The organism is Streptomyces sp. NPDC087844, assembly GCF_044742785.1.
GTDB lineage: Bacteria > Actinomycetota > Actinomycetes > Streptomycetales > Streptomycetaceae > Streptomyces.
Genome location: NZ_JBIUVD010000003.1, coordinates 236,302 through 255,996 on the forward strand (window position 1 = coordinate 236,302; position 19,695 = coordinate 255,996).

The 19,695-nt window shown below is 71.3% G+C and carries 19 protein-coding genes and 1 pseudogene; 6 read left to right on the plus strand and 14 right to left on the minus strand.

Going from position 1 to position 19,695, the window contains the following annotated elements:
• Positions 1–338 precede the first annotated feature (338 nt).
• The gene (locus ACIOKD_RS07940) at positions 339–2,201 is read left to right on the plus strand and encodes an ABC transporter ATP-binding protein (RefSeq protein WP_402080669.1); all 1,863 of its coding nucleotides are present in this window, start codon (positions 339–341) and stop codon (positions 2,199–2,201) included.
• Between the two features lie 40 nt (positions 2,202–2,241).
• Here ACIOKD_RS07940 and ACIOKD_RS07945 read toward each other — a convergent pair whose 3' ends face one another.
• The 7 genes and pseudogenes from ACIOKD_RS07945 to ACIOKD_RS07975 all read right to left on the minus strand — a co-directional run bounded on the left by ACIOKD_RS07945 (position 2,242) and on the right by ACIOKD_RS07975 (position 9,570).
• Positions 2,242–2,412, minus strand: coding sequence for a hypothetical protein (locus tag ACIOKD_RS07945; RefSeq protein WP_402079783.1), 171 nt, complete (start codon positions 2,410–2,412; stop codon positions 2,242–2,244).
• A 145-nt stretch (positions 2,413–2,557) separates the two neighbouring features.
• Positions 2,558–3,262 (minus strand): DUF899 domain-containing protein, encoded by a 705-nt coding sequence (locus tag ACIOKD_RS07950; RefSeq protein WP_402079785.1) that lies wholly within the window; start codon positions 3,260–3,262, stop codon positions 2,558–2,560.
• A 213-nt stretch (positions 3,263–3,475) separates the two neighbouring features.
• Positions 3,476–4,150, minus strand: a pseudogene (locus ACIOKD_RS07955) (amidohydrolase family protein); the annotation flags it as partial.
• A gap of 109 nt (positions 4,151–4,259) precedes the next feature.
• Positions 4,260–6,281, minus strand: coding sequence for an FUSC family protein (locus ACIOKD_RS07960; RefSeq protein WP_402079788.1), 2,022 nt, complete (start codon positions 6,279–6,281; stop codon positions 4,260–4,262).
• 707 nt (positions 6,282–6,988) lie between these two features.
• A complete protein-coding gene (locus ACIOKD_RS07965) occupies positions 6,989–7,720 on the minus strand; it encodes a hypothetical protein (protein ID WP_402079790.1) in 732 nt (243 codons plus the stop codon).
• A gap of 58 nt (positions 7,721–7,778) precedes the next feature.
• Positions 7,779–8,213, minus strand: a complete 435-nt coding sequence (locus tag ACIOKD_RS07970; RefSeq protein ID WP_402079792.1) for a hypothetical protein — start codon at positions 8,211–8,213, stop codon at positions 7,779–7,781.
• Positions 8,214–8,382: 169 nt separating this feature from the next.
• Positions 8,383–9,570 (minus strand): peptidoglycan recognition family protein, encoded by a 1,188-nt coding sequence (locus ACIOKD_RS07975; protein ID WP_402079795.1) that lies wholly within the window; start codon positions 9,568–9,570, stop codon positions 8,383–8,385.
• Between the two features lie 204 nt (positions 9,571–9,774).
• Between ACIOKD_RS07975 and ACIOKD_RS07980 the strand changes: the two genes are divergently transcribed.
• Entirely contained in the window at positions 9,775–10,212 is a 438-nt protein-coding gene (locus ACIOKD_RS07980; RefSeq protein WP_402080672.1) for a RidA family protein, read from the plus strand.
• Between the two features lie 9 nt (positions 10,213–10,221).
• Positions 10,222–10,836: a gamma carbonic anhydrase family protein gene (locus ACIOKD_RS07985; protein ID WP_402079797.1), complete on the plus strand. Its 615-nt coding sequence runs from the start codon at positions 10,222–10,224 to the stop codon at positions 10,834–10,836.
• On the opposite strand, the gene ACIOKD_RS07990 is transcribed toward ACIOKD_RS07985, so the two are convergent.
• From ACIOKD_RS07990 to ACIOKD_RS08000, 3 genes are all read right to left on the minus strand, one after another.
• A complete protein-coding gene (locus ACIOKD_RS07990) occupies positions 10,808–11,800 on the minus strand; it encodes a glycoside hydrolase family 6 protein (protein ID WP_402079799.1) in 993 nt (330 codons plus the stop codon). The two genes, ACIOKD_RS07985 and ACIOKD_RS07990, sit on opposite strands and share 29 nt — an antisense overlap.
• A 317-nt stretch (positions 11,801–12,117) precedes the next feature.
• Positions 12,118–12,834 carry an aspartate/glutamate racemase family protein gene (locus ACIOKD_RS07995; protein ID WP_402079802.1) on the minus strand — a complete coding sequence of 239 codons (717 nt, stop codon included), beginning with the start codon at positions 12,832–12,834 and terminating at the stop codon, positions 12,118–12,120.
• A 2-nt stretch (positions 12,835–12,836) separates the two neighbouring features.
• A complete protein-coding gene (locus tag ACIOKD_RS08000) occupies positions 12,837–14,348 on the minus strand; it encodes an NCS1 family nucleobase:cation symporter-1 (RefSeq protein ID WP_402079804.1) in 1,512 nt (503 codons plus the stop codon).
• A 234-nt stretch (positions 14,349–14,582) separates the two neighbouring features.
• Here ACIOKD_RS08000 and ACIOKD_RS08005 point away from each other — a divergent pair, with 234 nt between their 5' ends.
• Together ACIOKD_RS08005 and ACIOKD_RS08010 are read left to right on the plus strand one after the other, a co-directional pair.
• Complete coding sequence (locus ACIOKD_RS08005; protein ID WP_402079806.1) at positions 14,583–15,290, plus strand: GntR family transcriptional regulator; 708 nt, start codon at positions 14,583–14,585, stop codon at positions 15,288–15,290.
• Positions 15,287–15,694, plus strand: coding sequence for a (2Fe-2S) ferredoxin domain-containing protein (locus tag ACIOKD_RS08010; protein ID WP_402079808.1), 408 nt, complete (start codon positions 15,287–15,289; stop codon positions 15,692–15,694). The genes ACIOKD_RS08005 and ACIOKD_RS08010 overlap by 4 nt, the downstream gene beginning before the upstream one ends.
• A 67-nt stretch (positions 15,695–15,761) precedes the next feature.
• On the opposite strand, the gene pip is transcribed toward ACIOKD_RS08010, so the two are convergent.
• Positions 15,762–16,772, minus strand: coding sequence for a prolyl aminopeptidase (pip, locus tag ACIOKD_RS08015; RefSeq protein WP_402079810.1), 1,011 nt, complete (start codon positions 16,770–16,772; stop codon positions 15,762–15,764).
• 104 nt (positions 16,773–16,876) lie between these two features.
• Positions 16,877–17,626, minus strand: a complete 750-nt coding sequence (locus ACIOKD_RS08020; protein WP_402079812.1) for a uracil-DNA glycosylase — start codon at positions 17,624–17,626, stop codon at positions 16,877–16,879.
• Between the two features lie 87 nt (positions 17,627–17,713).
• Here ACIOKD_RS08020 and ACIOKD_RS08025 point away from each other — a divergent pair, with 87 nt between their 5' ends.
• The gene (locus ACIOKD_RS08025; protein WP_402079814.1) at positions 17,714–18,286 is read left to right on the plus strand and encodes an RNA-binding S4 domain-containing protein; all 573 of its coding nucleotides are present in this window, start codon (positions 17,714–17,716) and stop codon (positions 18,284–18,286) included.
• Positions 18,287–18,323: 37 nt separating this feature from the next.
• Here ACIOKD_RS08025 and ACIOKD_RS08030 read toward each other — a convergent pair whose 3' ends face one another.
• On the minus strand, positions 18,324–18,788 hold the full coding sequence (locus tag ACIOKD_RS08030) for a DoxX family protein (RefSeq protein ID WP_402079817.1): 465 nt from the start codon (positions 18,786–18,788) through the stop codon (positions 18,324–18,326).
• Positions 18,789–18,934: 146 nt separating this feature from the next.
• Positions 18,935–19,615 (minus strand): class I SAM-dependent methyltransferase, encoded by a 681-nt coding sequence (locus tag ACIOKD_RS08035; RefSeq protein ID WP_402080674.1) that lies wholly within the window; start codon positions 19,613–19,615, stop codon positions 18,935–18,937.
• Positions 19,616–19,695: the final 80 nt, after the last annotated feature.

Here is a 19,695-nt window from a genome sequence, read left to right on the forward strand (position 1 = left end):
GCGCCCGAACCGTACCGTTCGCCGCGGTCATGCCCCCGACCATTCCCCCCGCCCCCCGGTGCGTGGAAGCACGCGTTCCAGGGCATGGCACATCGCGCGGCCACAAGCGCCGGGCGTGCTCCGGATACGCCGTACCGGAGCGGGCGCGCGCCCTGCCCGAGAGCGCCCGGCACCGCGATAGTGGCCGTTCGCCCACGATCGGGGAGGTCACGGTGGGATCTGCCGAGTCGACGGGATCGTCGAAAAGGATCACCTGCGACAGCAAGAAACCCGGCGCGGACGGGCCCGAGCCCTCCGAGTCCGAGCGGCTTCTGTTCGGCGGCCCGCTCCGCTACGACATGGGCTGGTCGCAGCACTCCGACGCGTTCATGGAGCTGAACTTCCGTGCCATGGTGACGCGGCTGCCCGCACTCCTCGCGTCCAGTTTCCGGCTGGCCCGACAGGCGGACCGCCGTGCCGCGCGGACCGTCCTGGGCGCGGAGGTGGGCCGCGGTCTGGCCCAGGCGGTGAGTCTGCTGGCGGTCAACAGCGTCCTTGGCCGGCTGATGGCGAGCGGCCCGGTCGCGGACCGGCTGCGGGACGCGGCTCCCGCCCTCGTCACGGTCGCCGTGGTGACACTGCTCGCCGCACTGCTGCGGGGCGCCTCCACGTACGCGACCGGCCGCCTCGAACCGAAGGTGGAGCGGGTCGCGACGGAGATGTACCTGGAACGGGCCGCGACGGTCGAGCTGTCGGCGATCGAGGACGAGGCGTTCCACAAGCTGCTGGACACCGCGCAGTACGGCGCCTCGTCCGCCCGGCGCATGATCGGGATCGCCACGCGCGTGGTGAACGCGATGATCTCGCTGATCGCGGCGGCCGGCGTCCTCACCGTGCTGCACCCGGCGCTGCTGCCCCTGCTGATGACGATGACGCTGCCGAGCGCCTGGAGCGCGCTGACCATCGCCCGGCGCCGCTACGCGTCGTGGCACGCCTGGGTGCAGCACGCCCGGGCAGGCCGGCTGATCGGCAACCTGCTCACCGAGCCCGCCGCCGCGCCGGAGATCCGCGTCCACGGCGTCGGCCCGTTCCTGCTGCGGCACTTCCGCGCGATGTCGGAGGCCGCCGAGACCGAACAGGCCCGGCTCGCCCGTCTGGAGGCACGGACCGGCCTGATCGCGGCCGCCTGGACGGGGCTCGCCACTGTGGCGACGTACGCGACACTCGGCGGGCTGCTGCTGGCCGGCGCGATGGCACTGTCGGTGGCGGGCACGGCGGTCATCGCGATCCGTACCGGTTCCTCGAACCTCGACACGCTCGTCCTGGAGGTCAACACCCTCCACGAGGAGTCCCTGTTCGTCGGGGATCTGCAACGCCTGTACGTGGAAGCGGCCGAGCGCACGATCCCGGTCGGCGGCGCGGTACTGCCCGAAGAGCCGCGCGAGATCCGCTTCGAGAACGTCACGTTCACCTATCCGGGCAGCGCGGCCCGGCCCGCGCTGTCGGAGCTGACGCTCAGCGTGCCGCTCGGCAAGATCGTGGCACTCGTCGGCGAGAACGGTTCCGGGAAGACCACCCTGGTCAAACTGCTGTCCGGCCTGTACGCCCCCCAGCGCGGCCGGATCCTGTGGGACGACGTGGACGCGGCGACCGCCGACCGGCATCAGCTCGCGGAGCGGATCGCGATGGTGGCCCAGGACTTCAAGCGGTGGCCGTTCACGGCCCGGGTGAACGTCGCGATCGGCCGGACCTCGGCACCGCTCACCGACGAGCGGCTGGCCGCGTCCGTCGCAGAGGCCGGCGCCGAGGACGTGGTGGCGGACCTGCCCCGGGGCCTCGACACGCTGCTGGCCCGGATGTTCAGCGGCGGGCACGAACTGTCGGGCGGCCAGTGGCAGCGGCTCGGGATCGCACGGGCGGCGTACCGGCGGGGCGCGATCCTGGTCGTGGACGAGCCGACGGCGGCCCTCGACGCGCGCGCCGAGCTGGAGGTCTTCGAGAAGATCCGGGCCCTGGCGGGTACCGGTCAGACGGTCATTCTCATCACGCACCGGCTGGCGTCGGTGCGCCACGCCGATCTGGTGCATGTCCTCGACCAGGGCCGTCTCGTGGAATCCGGCACTCCGGACGAGCTCCTGTCCACGGGTGGCGTCTACGCCGAGCTGTACGGACTGCAGGCCGGGCAGTTCTCGGTGCAGGTGCCGGCGCCCAAGGCGGGGTGAGATCCCCGGCGGCCGACTCCATGGCCCGACCTCGCTCGGCCTAGTCGACGAGTTCCCGCAGGACGACCAGGAACGTGTCCGTCGACAGGTCCATCACGACGTCCACGTGCTGCCCCTCAAGGCGGCGTGCCTGAGCGAACTCCTCCGCGGGCCAGGAACCACGCGGCCCACCGGCCGGAAAGCGTTCCAGCACCGTTCGACCGTTCAACATCCTGTACCTCCATGTGGCGCTGCTCTTGTGAGAGCCCTTGAAGAGTTAAACGCTCATCATGGGGTGAAGGTCTCGCGAAGTGACGTTACTGAGACGTAGTCGACACACGGTCACAACGGTTGGGGGAACATCCGGGCCACCGCGCTCAGTCCTCGTACTCGTCGTGGTAGCGGATGCGCTCGCTGCCCGCGGGCGCCCCCAGTGCCGACGCGCGCCCCTCCGGTTTCTCCCACTCCTCCTGCCGGCCGAGCGCCGTGAGGTCCAGGAGGCTCGTGGTGGAGCCCAGTCCGTCGAGTCCGCGCTCGTACGTCGAGTACGTGTGGAAGATCCGTTCCCGCTCCCGCAGGAAACAGCTCACCCCCGGCCGCTCATAGGGCTCCTGGCCCTCGTCGCCCGCGCCCGTCCCGAACGAGGCCAGGAAGTCGTAGTTGAAGTCGTTGTCGTACGACGAGTACCAGGGCACCGTCCACCCCATCCGCGCCTTGAAGGGCAGGATCCTCGTGTACGGCGCCCTGGAGATCACCGCGAACTCGGTACCCCGCGCGCGCAGATGCGCCAGATGCCCGATCTGGTCGACGAACGCAGAGCAGCTGCGGCAGCCCGCGTCCCACTCGGGCGCGAACATGAAGTGGTATACGACGAGTTGTGGCCGCCCTTCGAAGAGGTCCGGCAGCGTCGCCTTGCCGTCGCCGCCCTCGAAGACGTACTCCTTGTCGATCTCGACCATGGGCAGCCGTCGCCGGTCGGCGTTGAGCGCGTCCCGGGCCCGGGTCGCGGCCTTCTCCCTGACCAGCAGTTCCTCACGCGCGGCAGGCCATTCCTCGCGCGACACGATCCTCGGAAGCGTCATCGCTACTCCTTCGGTGCGGTGCCTTGTCAGGGGTGGACCGAGGGGAGCGCCGGAACTCATCGGTGAGCCGGGAAGTTCTTTCCGGGTGCACCGGATATTTCCGGTATGCCGGAGTGCTGGATGCGCTGGATGCGCTGGATGCGCTGGATGCGCTGGATGCGCTGACTGTACTGGATGTACTGGATGTACTGGCGGAGGGCCGAAGTCCCCGTCTCAGGTCTCGTACTCCTGGATCCGCTTGCCGTGGCCGCGGTCGATCAGGGTGGGCATGCGTTCGTTCATCTCCCGCACGACCGCCGGGACATCGAGGGTCAGGAGTTCGCGGTCGCGCATGAGGACCCGCCCGTCGACGATCGTCGTGCGTACGTCACCGGAGCGGGCGCTGTGCACGAGGGTGGCCGCGAGATCGTGCACCGGCTGGGTGTGCGGGCCGCTCAGGTCCACCAGGATGATGTCGGCCCTGCGCCCCGGTGCGAGGCTGCCGATGCGCTCGCCGAGCCCGACCGCCCGGGCGCTCTGCAGCGTCGCGTGGTGCAGGGCCTGACGCGACGTGAGCCAACGCGGGTCGGCCTCGGTGCACTTCTGCGCCAGCGCGGTGAGTGCCATGGACTCCCATACGTCCAGGGAGTTGTTGGAGGCGGCGCCGTCGGTGGCGAGCCCCACGGGGATGCCGAGTTCACGCAGGGCGCGTACCGGAGTGGTCGTGGGCCAGGCGAACTTGAGGTAACCGCGGGGCGCACTGGCCACACCGATCCGGCCGGTCGCCCGGGCGAGGACGGGCAGGTCGCGCTGCACGATGCCGGTGCCGTGCGCGATGAGCAGATCGGTGTCGAGGAGACCGGCCCCGGCCAGGACCTCGATCGGTGTACGGCCGTGGCGGGCGAGGCTCGCGGCTTCGACCGGCCCGACACGGCGGCACGGCACGGCACAGCACGGCACAGCACGACTCTGCGACATCACTCCCCCCACCGTTCCGCAGACGCTGACGCCTCAGGCCTCAGGCGCTGCGCAGTCCGGCAGGCGAGGCGGCGAGCCCCGCGCACTCCCGTCGGTCCACGAGTTCGTCGAGGAGGGTGGCGAGGCGCTCGGTGTGCCGCGGGGTGAGCCGTCCCGTGTCGTCGAGGTGCACTGCGCAGGCTGTGGTGGTGTCCACCAGGCGTTCGAGGGTGGCCGCCACCTCGTCGGTGCCTGCCGTGTGACGAGCCAGGGTGGGGAGTTCGGCGGCGGAACGGTCGATCGCCGCGCGGGCCTCCGCCAGCGTCCGGTAGGCCTCGCGGCGCAGCGCCCAGCGGGTGGCCCGGTCGTCGGCGCCGGCGTCGACACCACCGCCGATGCCACCGCCGATGCCACTGACGGCGCTCCCTTCGATGCCGCCACCGGTGCCACCGGTGCCACCGGTGCCACCGGTGCCACTCAGGACGTGCGTGAGGTAGGCGTGCGCTGCGTCGGTGGCGGACGCCAGCCGGACCCGTACGTTCCCGCCGCGCTGCCCCGGTGCCGGGAGATGCCCGACGACCAGCACGATCGCGCAGGCCAGCAGCGTCTCGCCGATCCGGCTCCAGGACGCCTCCGGCTCACCGCCGACCATGACGAGGGCGAGCACCAGGACGGTGACGACGGCCGTCTGCGCGGCGAAGTGCCGGGTGGCGACGGGGATGAGGGCCCCGCTGATCGCCACGAGCGCGACGAGCCCTTCGGGCCGGGGCAGCACGGCCGCGAACCCCGCGAAGACGAGGGCGCCCAGGACGGTACCGGCCGCCCGGTTCAGTACACGCGAGACGAGCGGACCGAGATCCGGCTTCACGAGAAACACGGCGGTCGCGGGAAGCCAGTACCAGTGGACGTGGTGCAGTGCCTGCGCTACGGCGACGCCGACGCCGTAGCAGAGGGCCACGCGGAGTCCGTACTCCCGCCCTCCGGTACCCACGACAGTGCGCAGGAACGCCTTGGCACGCAGGGGCCGCAGATGCAGGCCCCTGCGGGCGGTCCGCTCGGCGCCGAGCCCGAGGGGATGACTGCCGCTCGCCTTCCGGGGGCGCGGGCCACCGCGGTCGAAGGTCTCGGCGGCGTGCAGCAGGGCGTCGTCGAGGGCCCGCAGTCCGGGGACGGTCCGGGCGGGCGCGGGCAGCGGCCCGCATGGCTCCCCGGTCCGCACGGCGACGGCGAGCCGCCGCGGCCCCTGAGCCGTGCGGGCGGGCAGTGCCTCACCGGCCCAGGCCAGCGCGGTCGCCGCCTCGGCGAGCGGCAGCGCGGCGGCGTACTGCGCCCGCAGCCGCCGCTCGGCCGCGGAACTGGCGTACCGCCGCAGCCGTGGCCCCGCGAGCGCGTCCTGTGCGTGATCGAGCGCGGCGGTCAGCGCGGCGCGTCGGCGACCGGCCTGCTCCCCGCCCACAGCGGCGAGCAGTTCGGCGATCGCGTCGTACACGTCGGCGACCCCGGCACGCTCCCCGTCGAAGCGGAAGTCGTCGGCCAGGGCCCCGGGGGTGGGCAGCGCGAGCCGCAGCACGATCAGCCAGCCGGTACCGGCGAGGAAGAACAGGGCCCGCTGCCAGCCGGGTTCGGGCAACGGCATCCCCGCCCCGATGGCCGCGGCGACGAGCAGTTGCGTTCCGGCCCCGGACGCCACGGGCCCCACCGCGCTGACGGCCCCGGCGAGCAGCCCGAGCGCGGTGAGCGTCAAGGTCAGCGGGGCGGCGCCGAGGCCCTCCCCGGCGTACGTGCCGACGGCGATGCCCGCGGCTCCGGCCAGCCCGGGCACGCCGATCCGGGGCACGGCGGTGCGCCGGCTCCCCGGCCGGTCGTTGATCCCGGCGAACATGGCTCCCAGGGCGGCCATGACACCGAGGGGTTCCTGACCCGCGAGAACGGCCACGACGAGCAGGGGTCCGGCGGCGAGCACCCCACGCACCACGGCGTTCCACGGCACGGGCCCCCGCTGCGCCCGCAGCGCGTGCGTGAGCCAGGGCGGGAGGGCTTTCGGCAGGACTGTGGGGAGGACTGCGCGGAACGGTCGCGGCACGGGCACGGGGCTCCTGTCGGGACGAGGGCGGTTGCGGGTGGCATGCCTTCGGGCGACGTCGGCCGGGCGGTGTGTGCGGTCCTTGTTTCTCTACGGTGGATTGGTTCTGCACGGTGGATCGGTTCTCTACCGTGGATGGTTCTCCACGGTGGGTGATTGTCCACGGTAGGTGATTGTCCACGGTAGATCGCGTGCGGCGGCGAAACCGGACAAGAGCGTTTCCACGGTGTGACGATTTCGGCGAGAGCCGGGTTCTTTATGAACGCAATCGCAAGCGCGAGCGCGAACGCGCTGGAACGGAAATGGGAAATGGGAGCGGGCCCGGGGGCGTAGCCGGCCCCCGAGCCCTGTGATGCCACCCATGCGGCACGCCGGCACGCTTGAGGACCCAGGTCAGTTTCATGTCGCCGCGTCCTGCCTTTGGACCACCGCACATCGAGCTGTGCGGGCCGGACTTGAACCGGCATTTCGACGCCCGGAGCCTGGGTCCGGTCGATCCGGCGATCGGTGGCGAATGCTGAGACTGGAGCAATAGTCTGAGATTGAGCGCGGTCTGCCTCTGCCAATTGGGCTACCGCGGCGCGAAGGGTGCCGCGGGGAGGACTTGAACCTCCACTGGAACCGCGCGGTCACGACAAGCTTCAGGTTCAGCTTGCGCTCCTCGCGCACCCCGGCCGTCATGAGTGATGGCCGGGGAGTTCATGAGGCTACCCGAACAGGTAGCCGAACACGGCATCTCCGACACGCTCGTCGGTGACCTCCGCGCCGTTCGCCTCTTCCCGGGCGAACTTGACGGCCTGCTGCAGCTTCTCGACCCGGTCGAGCAGCTCGTTGACGCGCCGCGCGGGCAGGGCTCCGGAGAACTTCACGGTCGTCCAGTACCCGACGGGAATGTCCTCGTAGTACACCTCGACCTGGGCGGGGTGCTTGTCGGTTGCCTCGGCCTTGACGTGGTTCCGCGGGACCTTCTTCGTACGGAGCGTCCGCACCGGCTCGGTCTTCCACGCGTCGGTCGACGGGTCCTGGACCCACGACTCGGAGGCGTCGAGCACCGGCAGCTTCCGTACGAAGGTGTTGAGATCGGTGAGCTGCTTCTCAAGGAAGAGCAGGTACGACACCGGAACGTCGCCGACGAGCACCCGCCCGTCGACCTTCACGTCCGCGCGGGCCGTGCAGTTGGCCCAGTCCTTGGTGGCGGTCACGTCGAACAGCCGGGTCAGCGTGGCCGCGGTGTCCCGCAGCACGGTCTCGGCCTGCACCTGCACCCGGGTCGACTCGGGCGGCAACTGCTCGCCCTCTTCGTCCTTGGGCTGATACGTACGCGAGATTCCGGCCAGCAGGGCTGGCTTCTGCAGCCCGTGATGCGCGGCCGTCAGGTCCTGATGCGACTTGGACTTGACGCCCTTCTCCACTGCGATGATCTGATTGAGTTTCGCCACGTCGGTGACGGTAGCAGTGCCAACGGGAGCTTATCGAAGAATCATTCGACGAGCCGCGTCATGTGCGGCGCCAGGGCTCTCCGACTGTCTGACCCCCGTTGAACGTGCCTCCCTGCACCACGACACCGTGGGACACCCCGCCGCTGACACTGTTGTGGACAGTGAGTGTCGTGGGGGCCGTGGACGGCGGACTCAACTCGTCAAGGAGTGCGCGGAGTTCGGCCGCCGCTTCCGGATCGTCGCGCAGCGTCCGCCGCAGCCTGACGCGCCAGGAAGCCCGGACATCGTCCGCGGCGTCCTCGTCGTCGGCGTCCCGCGCCGCGACCAGATCGGCGCGGGACGCCTCCAACTCCCCCTGGACCACCTCCTCGTCCCTCCCCCGCGAGAAGAAGGCGACGACCCGGTCCCGTACGTTCCCCCATCCGTCGGTCACCATCTGCTGTACGAGAGCCGTTGCCCCCGCCGCCGCCAGCGCCGCCAACTCCGCTTCCATCGGGCCCCCTTCGTCGCGTGTCCGGGAATCTGTCGCGTGTCCGGGGACCTACGGTAGTGGGACCGGCACGGACGGCAACCCCGTACCGGACGGACGGCAGTTCCGTACCGGGAGGGCGGCAGCCCCGTACCCGGGGGGCGCGCCCGCCGAGGACGCGCCCTCCCCGGGCTCAGTTGCCGGCCGCCACCGCCTTCCGCAAGGCAGCCAGCTCTCCGTGCATCACCCCGCCCGGGCACTCCGTCGCCATCCAGTCGCGGTGGCCGCTGATCTCGTAGACCTCCCTCGTCCTGCCGGTGGTCGGGCTGGTGTAGGTGACCTTGGCCTCCGGGTCGACCCCGTGCATACGGACCATGGAGCGGAGCAGGGTGGTGAGGGCGTCACGGGCGGCGGCGGTCGGGCCCTGGCTCACCAGGTTGCCGATGAGGGCGATGCCAAGGTTGCCCGGATTGTGGCTGAGCACGTGGAACGCGGTCACGAGTTTGTTGTCCTCGTCGTGGGCCGGGGTGGCGGTCTCGCCCGAGTACCGGCCCTCGTAGATCTTTCCTGCCTCGTCGATGAGGAAGTGGTAGCCGATGTCGCCCCAGTCGTTGGTGATCGCGTGCACGTGGTAGAGCGCGCGCACCGTGGCTGCCGGGTCCGCGTCGCCGTTGGCCGTGGCGGTGTGGTGGACCGTGAGGGTCTGGAACGGGTGGTACGTCTGCGGTGAGATCTCTCTGCCGTCCGACCCGAAGCGGAGTTTCTCGTCCGCGCCCCAGGCCGCGCGCGTCAGGTACGCGACACCGCGCACCCGTGTCGTGTCCCGCGGTACGGCGACCTCGCGCATCGGGCCGCTCGTGGTGTCGACGGCCAGCGACCGCAGATCCGTGGCACCGTCCGGGGCCCTCAACTCGTATCCCGAGGCCCGGTCCACGGGGATGAGCAGTGCGCCGCCGTCGCTGTCCGAGCAGCCGTCGTCGCTCAGGGGCTTCCAGGCTCCCTTGTCACCGTCGGCGTCGATCAGCCGGATGCGGCCGCCGGTCGCCTCGCGGGTGCCGGTCCAGCGCACACCCACATAGCCGATGGGGAACGCGGCCTCGGCGGGTGCTTCACCGACGGCCGCCACGGCGCGGGTCGCGGGGAACTTCCTGGAGGTCGTGTCGGGCTCCGGGCCGGTGTCGTCCGCGTCGCTGATGTCCGAGCCGGTGTCGGCCATCACGACGGGAGCGAGCGCCGGTGTGAGCACGGCACCCGCCGCGACCGCTCCCGCGGCACCGATCAGCCCGCGCCGCGTGAGGCGTGACCCGGCGCGGTGGGAGGCGGGAGGAGTGGAGGAAGCCGGAGCGGGGGAGGGAGTAGCACTGGTGGGGGGAAGAGTCATGGGGGTTCCTTAGGTGTTACCGGTCGTTCCTGACTGCCGCGGAGGCGTATGTGAGGCACGGGGTCCCACCGCAGCCATATGTGAAGGTGCAAAGTCGCAAAGGATCGTAAGGCTCCGACTCGGCGAATATTCGGATGCCGCTCCGTGAGCCGGGACCGCATCATCGACGGGTCGTACACCGCCCCGCCCCGAAAGGCCACCACCGTGCTGAAGCGCGTCACCGTCCCCAGCCTCTTCGCGCCGCCCGCCTACTCCCACGCCTCCGTGGTCGAGGCCGGCACGCGCCTCGCCCTGCTCGCCGGGTCCGTGCCTCTCAACGCGGACGGCGAACTCGTCGGCCCCGGCGACCCCGTACGGCAGGCCGAGCAGGTGATCGCGAACCTGGGTGAGCAGCTCCGGGCGGTCGACAGCGACTTCGAGCATGTCGCGTACACCGACGTCTACGTGGTGAGCGCCGACCCCGCCGTGCTCTCCGAGGTCTGGGACGTCGTGGAGGCCTCCCGGCTCAGCGTCGGCCCGCACGCCTCCACCCTTCTCGGCGTCGCCTGCCTCGGCTACCCGGGCCAGCTCGTGGAGATCACGGCGACGGCGGTGATCCCCGGCCCCGGCCGAAACCCGGGCGCCGACGGCGAACGCGCCTAGAGTCGTCCCATGTTGATCGAGCATCGTGGGCAGCGCCCCGTCGTCCCGGCCTCCGCCTATGTCGCCCCGTCGGCCGTCCTCTGCGGCGCCGTCATCCTCGGCGAGCGCGCCCGCGTCCTGCACGGAGCCGTCCTCACGGCGGAGGACGGAGAGGTACGGACCGGCGCGGACGTCGTCATCATGGAGAACGCCCTCGTACGGGGCCGTCGCCGGCACCCCGCGATCATCGGGAACGCCGTACTCATCGGCCCGCACGCCCACGTCAACGGCGCCCGCGTCGAGGACGAGGCCTTCGTGGCCACCGGCGCCTCCGCGTTCCCCGGATCCGTCGTGGGCGCCGGTTCGGAACTGCGGATCAACAGCGTGCTGCACGCGAACTCGGTGCTGCCGCCCGGCACGGTCGTCCCCATCGGATGGATCGCGGCCGGGGCCCCGCAGGCGCGGCTCTTCGCACCCGACCAGCACGACGAACTGTGGCAGGTGCAAAGGGAACTAGACTTCCCGGGCACGGTCTACGGCGTCCCCCGCGGCACCTCCATGCGGGACATCATGGCCCGGCAGACCGACCATTTCGGCGCCCACCTCGACGACCTCGTCATCGAGGACGGCCCCTCGGCCTACTGAGATCCCGGCGCGGCTCACCCCGTGCGTTCCGCGCGAGCTCCAGCGCGTACGACGGCCACCACTGGCCGGCTGCCGGGCCGCCTTGGCAGGTGCCGTCCGACTCGCCGGGCCGCTTGACCCACAGATAGGCGTCGAGCAGCGGTGCGCCCGTGACGGTGGTGGGTGCCACGCCCAGGGCCCGGCCCGGCGGGTTGCACCAGGAATCCGTGCCGGCCCAGGGTCCGTTGCCGTTGCGGCTGCTGTCGATCACGAAGTGCTTGCCGTCGAGGGCCGCGGACAGCTTGTCGCCGTACGCCGAACTGTCGGCGTCGGTCTCGAAGTTGGAGACGTTCAGCGCGAAGCCGTCGGCGCGGGCGACGCCCGACTGTTCGAGGGGCGCGATCAGCCTCGACGTGTCCGGGTGCCAGGCGGGGTTGCCCGCGTCGAGATACACGCGGGTGTTCGCCTGCCGCTTGAACCGGTCGACGGCGTACGCCAGCAGTGCGTACCGCTCCGCCGGTACCAGCCGGCCGCAGCCGTCCACACTGTGCGCCACCGCGTCCGGTTCGACGATCACGTACGCGCCCCGGTCGCCCAGCCCCGCCGCGAACTCGTCCGCCCACTTCCGGTATTCCGCCGCGTTCCGGGCTCCGCCGCCCGAGTAGGAGCCGCAGTCGCGGTACGGGATGTAGTAGGCGACGAGTACCGCCGTGCGCCCTTCCCGTGCGGCGGCGGTGGTGCGGGCCTCCACGACGGCCCGGGGCGCCGAGCCGACCAGCCACTCGGCCTGCGGTCGGGTGGAGACGCGTTCCATCAGCAGGGCGTCCGCGGTCCGTCCCGTACGGCGCCATTCGGCTGCCTGCCGGGCGGCGCTGGACTCGGGGTTCACCCAGAGGGCGACCTCGGCGTCGGCGCCCGAAACCTCGCCGTCCCCCGAACCGGCCGACGCGGCCATGCCCAGAGCGACCAGCCCGACAGCGAACATCCGGACCGGGCCCCCGCCCCGAAGAGGAGGTCGGAGGCGGAAACGGGGACCGACAGCTGGGGGCACGACCGACTCCGTTCCCGCCTTCGCGGCACCGGCACCGGCACCGACACCGACGGCGGCTCGTCCGCGAGCGGCCGGTCGGGTGCCGGCGGCTCTCTCCCGGAGTCTGCGGTCCCCCGCGATCCACCACCGTGCCCGCCGCCTCCGCCGCAGCCGGAATCACTCCGACGGCGGCGGCCCACGGACCCGCCGTCACTGCGATGGCGGCCCACGAATCCGCCGTTACTGCGATGACGGCGCGCCCGTCTCCGCCGTCACTCCGACGGCGGCGCCCAGATCCGCCGCTTCGGCAGCGGCTTCGCGTAACCGCCCGCGCGGCTCGTCGTGAGTCCCAGCGACACGAGCGACTCGGCCAGCTTCACCGCCGCGCCCACCCCGTCGACGACCGGCAGCCCCAGCTTCTCCCCCACGGCCCGCTGCAGGCCGGTCATCCCCGCGCACCCGAGGACCAGGACCTCGGCGCCGGCGTCCCTGGCCCGTTCGGCCGCGGCGACGAAGGCCGCTTCCGTACGTTCCTGGTCGCCGAGGTCGAGCACCCCGAGCCCCGTACCCACGACCGCCGCGCAGTTCCGGGCGACCCCCGCCGTGCACAGGCTGTCCTCGATCTGCCCGGCCGAGCGCTCCAGCGTGGTGACGACTGCGTACCGCCGTCCGAGCAGGCACGCGAGGTGGGCCGCGGCCTCGGTGATGTCGACGACGGGTACGTCCACGAGTTCCCGTACGCCCTCGCGCCCGTGTTCTCCGAAACCGGCCATGACGACGGCGTCGTACGGGCCCTCGTACCTCCGCAGGGTGTCGAGGACGGCGGCGGCCGACAGGTAGCTGTCGAGCCAGCCCTCCGCGGACTCGGGCCCCCAGGCGGGGGTGAGTCCGAGCACGGTGGTGCCCGGGGCTGCGGCGGCCCGGGCACCTCGCACGATCTCCTCGGTCATCCCCTGCGTCGTGTTGCAGTTGGTGACGACGATCCGCACGCTCAGCCCTCCTGCGGAGCGCTGGTTGAAGCGGGAGTCGGGGCCGGAGCCGAAGCGGGAGCCGGTTCCACGGCGGCGGCGCGCTCGGAGCGGCACAGCAGCGCGTACAGCCCGGCGGCGAGCGCCGTACCGATGAACCAGGAGTACGGGGCCACGTCGCTGAAGGTCTTCACCAGCGCGAGGACCGCCGAGACCGCCGCCGCGGGCAGGAACGCCCACAGGGCCTTGGGGTTGACGCCCTTGCGGTAGTAGTAGCGCGAGCCGGGCCGGGCGTCGAACAGCTCGTTCACGTCGATGCGGCCGCGCTTGACCCAGAAGTAGTCGAGCATGATCACACCGAACAGCGGGCCGAGGAAGGCGCCGAGGCCGCCCAGGAAGTAGTTGACGACGGTGGGGTTGGAGAAGAGGTTCCACGGGGTCACGACCAGCGCGGCGACCGTGCTGATCATGCCGCCGATCCTGAAGGTGATCTTCTGCGGCCAGACATTGGCGAGGTCGTACGCGGGCGAGACGAAGTTGGCGACGATGTTGACGCCCATGGTGGCGATGGCGAAGGTCAGCGCACCCAGGATCAGCACCCACTTGTTGCCGATCTCGGCGACGAGGTGGGCGGGGTCGGTGATGGCCTTGCCGAACACCTCGATGGAACCGGCCGTCACGATGACCGACACGATCACGAAGGCGGTCGAGTTGATCGGCAGACCCCAGAAGTTGCCGCGCTTGACGGTCCGGTAGCTGGGCGCGAAGCGCGAGAAGTCGCAGAAGTTGAGCATCAGCGTGCCGTACGTGGCGAGGATCAGCCCGATCGCGCCGAACCACTGCCGCCACTGCTCACCCACGGAGACCGGGTTCGGGGTCGAGGTGAGCGAGATGGTCCAGCCGGCCTTCGCCAGGATCCAGACGGCGAGGACGATCATCACGAGCCAGATCGCCGGGCCGCAGAAGTCCTGGAACTTCCGTACGGATTCCATGCCCTGGCTGATGATCAGCGCCTGGACCAGCCACAGCGAGACGAAGGACACCCAGCCGAGCGCGTCGAGGCCGAGGAACGAGTTGTGTGTCCAGGACTCCAGCCCCGGCCAGGCCGCGAGCAGCATGATGTTGACGGCGACGGAGGCCAGATAGGTCTGGATGCCGTACCACATGATGGCGATGACGGCCCTGATCAGCGCCGGGATGTTGGCGCCCCAGACCCCGAAGCTGATGCGGCTGATGACCGGGAAGGGCACTCCGTGGCTCTGCCCGATCCGCCCCATCCAGTTCATGCCGACGTAGATGAGCACGAAGCCGACGAGCAGGGACGTGAAGATCTGCCAGACGTTCATGCCGAGCACCAGCAGCCCGGCCGCGAAGGTGTAGTTGCCGAGGTTGTGGACGTCGGACATCCACATGGCGAAGAGGTCGAAGACCTTCCAGTTGCGCTTGCCCGCGGGCGCGAGGTCTTCGTTGGTGAGCCTGGGATCGGGGACGAACGGTGGCGTGCCGGTGGCTGCGGCGGGATCGGCGAGGGACACAGGGCCTCCATGAGCGTGGTCGGGGACGTCGGGAGGGCTGGGCGAACGGACGGCTGGGGAACGGGGGCTGGGGAACGGGAGGAGTGGGGAACGGGAGGAGTGGGGTGACTGGGGCAGCGGCGGGCTTTTTTGGTATACCAAACTGAGGTCATGGTCCCGCTCCCGACGACATCTGGCCATGTCCGGGCGGTAACAGCTCGGTAAAACAGTCCCGGGGTCGGCGAGGATGGACGCATGACGACGGTGGAACCGCTGGGGGCGGTGCGCGAGCGGGTACTCAGCTCGCTGCGGCAGGAGATCATCGCCGGGCGGCTGCTGCCCGGCGACCGGTTGGTCGAGCGTGAGCTGGCCGAGCGGTTCGGGGTCTCCCGGGTGCCGGTCCGCGAGGCGATCCGGGCACTGGTCACCGAGGGCTTCGTCCTCTTCGAGACCCCGCGCCGCACGGTCGTCCGCCGGCTGACCCGCACGGACGTCGTGGAACTCTTCGAACTCCGCGAGGCCCTTGAGGTGTACGCCACCGGGCTGGCCGCCCAGCGTGCCACCCGGGCCGACCTGGCCGAGCTCGACGAACTCCTCGACCGCGCGGCGGACGCGACCGACGCCGACGACGCGGAGGCGATCACGGACATCAACACCCGCTTCCACGACCGCATCCTGGCGATGGCCGGAAACAGCCTGCTGATCTCCGTGATGGAACCGGTCGACGGACGCCTGCGCTGGCTCACCCGCCAGAACGAGGAGTGGCCGCAACTCCTGGCCGAACACCGGGAGCTGTACGCGGCCATCGCCTCCGGCGACCGCGAACGGGCCCGCGCGCACGCCCTGGCACACGTCCGGGCCAACTACCGCTCGACGGTGCGCCACCTCTTCGGCGACCCGGACTCCCCCATCCCCACCGGTACTGATCCCGAAGGATTCGCCAGATGCGAAGGAGAAGCGTGACTGCCCGTACGTCGATCGGTGCCGCGAGGACCCGGCCCTGCACACTCGTCGTCTGCCGCGGCTGCTGCTGCGGCGACGCGCGCAAGTACCCCGGCTACGACCACGACTGGCAACTGGACCGCCTGCGCGCCGCCGCCGACGCCTCCGGTGGCCGCCTGGCGATCCGTACGGCGGACTGCCTCGGCCCCTGCGACCAGGCCAACATCATCGTCGTACAGCCGTCGGGCGAGGGCCGCAGGCGAGGCGGCCGGGCCGTCTGGATCGGCTGGTCGATGGGCGACGACTGCACCGACGAGATACTCCGCTGGGCGGAATCGGGCGGCCCCGGCATCACCGCTCCCCCGACCACCCTCGCACTGCAGTTCGTCCAGTCGGCGGGCGAACGGGACCGGGCGCGCCGGTAGGCGCGCCGCGCGAAGCGGGCACAAGCCGCGGGCCGTCCGCGGCTGGGCGCGCGGTTCCCCGCGCCCCTCAGAAGGGCGCTTCCTCCCGTGGCGCGTACCTGTCGGTGGCCGCGACCAGTTCGTCCACGACACCGGGCGCTCCGGCGTTGTGCCCCACGTCGTCCACCATGACCAACTCGCTGCCCGGCCAGGCATGGTGGAGCCGCCACACGACGCCCAGAAGGTTCCCGAGGTCGAGGCTGCCCTGGACGAGGGTGCCGGGGACGCCTTTGAGAAGCGGGGCGTCACGCAGCACTACGGCCTGGCCCTGGCCCTCGCCCTGGCCCTCCGGGAGTCCGTCTTCGGGGAGTCCGAGGAAATGGTCGTTGCCGAAGTAGTGGGTGACCGTGCGGGCGAAGGCCAGGCGGAACACCGGGTCCTCGTAACGCTTCACCGACCGCGGCGGTGCCGGGACGATCGCCGTCTCCCAGTCGGTCCAGGCGCGCGCGGCCCTGGCCCGCACCGCCGGGTCGGAGGACTCGATCAACCGGTTGTACGCGGCCGCGAGGTTCCCGTCACGATCGTCCGCGGGCAACTCGGCGAGGAACCGTTCGAAGGCTTCGGGGAAAATCTGTCCAAGTCCCCTGGTCAGGAGTTCCACTTCGGCGCTGGACGCGGTGGCGACGCCGGCGAGCACCAGTTCCGACACGGATTCCGGGTGCGTCTGCGCGTACCGCAACCCGAGCACGGAACCCCACGACACACCCCACACGAGCCACCGCCCGATGCCCAGCTCCCGCCGCAGCAGTTCCAGATCGCCGATCAGGCGCGCCGTCGTGTTGACGCTCATGTCGGTGTCGTAAGCGCTCGCGTGCGGCGTCGACCGTCCGCAGCCGCGCTGATCGAGCAGGACGACGCGATACACGGCCGGGTCGAAGTAACGCCGGAAGCCAGGGGTGCAGCCGGAGCCCGGCCCACCGTGCAGCACGACCGCGGGCTTGCCCCGCGGGTTCCCGCACGCCTCCCAGAACACCCGATTGCCGTCACCTACATCGAGCATGCCCCGGTCGTACGGTTCGATCTCCGGATACAGACCCATCCCGCGACCCTAGTGCGGTACGGAGCACAGCGCGGGTACGGAGCTCCGGCTGCCACGGGCAGTGTGCGGCTACGGACCGTGCGAGGCTACGGAACAGTGCGAGGTTACTGGCCAGGCGGAGCCGTGGGCAGCCCCGCCGGCGCAGTCGGCAGCCCCGCCGACCAGGCTGCCGTGCGCAGTGTGTCCCGGAGCATGTCCGGGGTCAGCCGGCCGGTGAAGGTGTTGCGCTGGCTGACGTGGTAGCAGCCGAAGAGGTGCAGCGGTCGGCTTTCCGGGCCCTCCAGTTCGACCCGTGCTCCGTGCGCGAAGGCCGGCCGGGGCCGGGGCACCTGCCAGCCCGCCTCGGTGAACGCCGGCAGCGCGGCCTGCCAGCCGAACCCGCCGAGCACGACGACCGCGCGAAGGGTGGGTGCGAGCAGTCTCAGCTCGTTCACCAGCCAGGGGCGGCAGGTGTTCCGTTCCTCGGGCGTCGGTTTGTTGGCGGGCGGCGCGCAGTGCACGGGCGACGTGACGCGGACCCCGTACAGGGCCAGCCCGTCGCCGGCGCTCTCGGACGCGGGCTGCGAGGCGAGACCCACGTCGTGCAGCGCCGCGTACAGCACGTCCCCGGACCGGTCTCCCGTGAACATCCGGCCGGTCCGGTTCCCGCCGTGCGCCGCGGGCGCGAGCCCGACCACGAGGAGCGAGGCGTCCGGCGGGCCGAATCCCGGCACCGGGCGGCCCCAGTACGTCCAGTCCGCGAAGGCGGCCCGTTTCGTCCGGGCCACTTCCTCCCGCCACTCGACAAGCCGCGGGCAGGCCCGGCACCCGGCGATCCGCTGGTCCAGTTCCGCCAGGCTGCGCTCCCGCTTCATGCCACCACGGTATGCCCGGCGAGAACCCGGCTCCATGCGACGGAAAACGATTCCGGCCCCACGCCCGCCGGGGACTAAGGTCGGACCATGGCTTCAGGGACGCAGAGGAACGAGGCGGGGCGGCGCGGGGACCCAGGGCCGAGCGCCGGCGCCTCAACGACTGCCGACGGCACCGGTGTCGCCGATGCCACCACAGCCGGCACCACAGCCGCCTCCGCGACAGGCGACGCGCCCCGCGACGCGACCGACGCCGTGGCCGTCGCGAAGGCGGCCGCGCCCGCGAGCGGCGAGACCGTGCGCGTCGACAGCTGGATCTGGTCCGTACGCCTGGTGAAGACCCGCTCCATGGGCGCCACCGCCTGCCGTGGCGGCCACGTCCGGGTGAACGGCGAACGGGTCAAGCCCGCGTACGCCGTCCGCGTCGGTGACGAGGTCCGTCTCCGCCACGCGGACCGGGAGCGGATCGTCATCGTGAAGCGCGTGATCCGCAAGCGGGTCGGACCTCCGGTCGCCGCCGAGTGCTACGTCGACAAGAGTCCCCCGCCCCCGCCCCGCGAGGCCGTCGCCCCCGCGGGCATCCGCGACCGGGGCACGGGCCGCCCCACCAAGCGCGACCGCCGGGAGCTGGAACGCCTGCGAGGTCTCGGCCCGCCCGAGTAGGCGGGCGACACCGCCCACTCGCCCCAGGCCTGAGGCCTCAGGAGCGGCGCCGCAGGAGCCTCACCAGTTCCACGGTCCGCCCCCGTCGTGCCCAGGCGATCAGTGCGAGGGGCACTATGAGGATGAGCGGGGTCGCCGCGTACTCCCCGTCGAACACGGTGACCTGGGTGATGAACGCGCCCACCATCAACGCGCTCAGCGACACGGCTGCCACGGAGGCCAGCACGGGTATCAACAGCGCGATGCCGCCGGCCAGTTCGAGAAGTCCGATGGTGTACATCCCGGCACTGCCCCAGCCGATCTCGTCGAACGACTCGACCGCCAAGGAGTGGGCGACGAGCTTGGGCAGCGCGCTCGCGATCACGTAAAAGAGCGCGAGCAGTATCTGCAGCCCCTTCAGGGCGAGGCGGGCACGGCGCCCACGGGCGGTCGCCGACTCGGCGACGACGGTGCCCGTCGGGGCAGCCGAGGTGGAGGTGGCGGGCGCGGTGGTCTCGGACATGGCGTTCTCCTGGGTTCTCCGGGTGCAACGGCTCCCGTTGCGGTCAAAGAGGTAGACCGACCTGCCTGCCAGAACTCATCGCCCCCGGCAACTCCTCGGCTCATGAGAACTCCGCGGCTTCCGGCTCGTCCCGGGGGCCGGAAAGGTCACTCCACCGGCACCGCCCGCACCCACACCCGGTCCTCCGTCAGATACCGGTCGACCCGCAGCCCCGCCTCTCCCAGTGCCCCCTCGAACTCCTCCCTGCTGAGCGGCCGGGCGAGGAACGTCTGCGTCCACACGGCGTCCGGGAACACATACTCCGCCCGCACCGAGTCGACCCCGTCCCCGACCGGCTCCGCGGACAGCATCCGGATCGTGAACCCGCTCGGATCGCGTCGCTCTCGCGGCAGGTCGGTGTGGTAGTTCTCGCCCTCGCGCTGGATCAACACACAGCCGCCGTCCGCGACGTGGCTCCGGCACACGTCCAGCATTCCGCGCCGGACCTCGACGTCTCCGGCGTGCACGAGGAACGACGCGAGCAGCACCACGTCGAACGTCTCGCCCAGGTCGAGCGTCTCGATGGCACCGCGTATCGTGCGCGCTCCGCGCACCCGCTCCAGCATCTCGGCGGACTCGTCCACGGCCGTCACCGTGAAGCCCCGCTCCAGGAGCGGGTGGGTCATACGCCCCACGCCACTGCCCAGTTCAAGGATGTGCGCCCCCGCCGACACGGCCGAGGCGATGATGTCCGGCTCGTCCCCCACGGACAGCCGCGCGTACAGCTCCACCGCGCAGCCGTCCGGTGTGATGGCACCGGGCCCCGTCCCTTCGTACCCCTCACGCATCTCGATCGTCATACCGGCCCAACGGCCCACGCCCGCACTGTCGTTCCCATCTCCGCCCGTCTCACCCCTTCGAGTGAGAC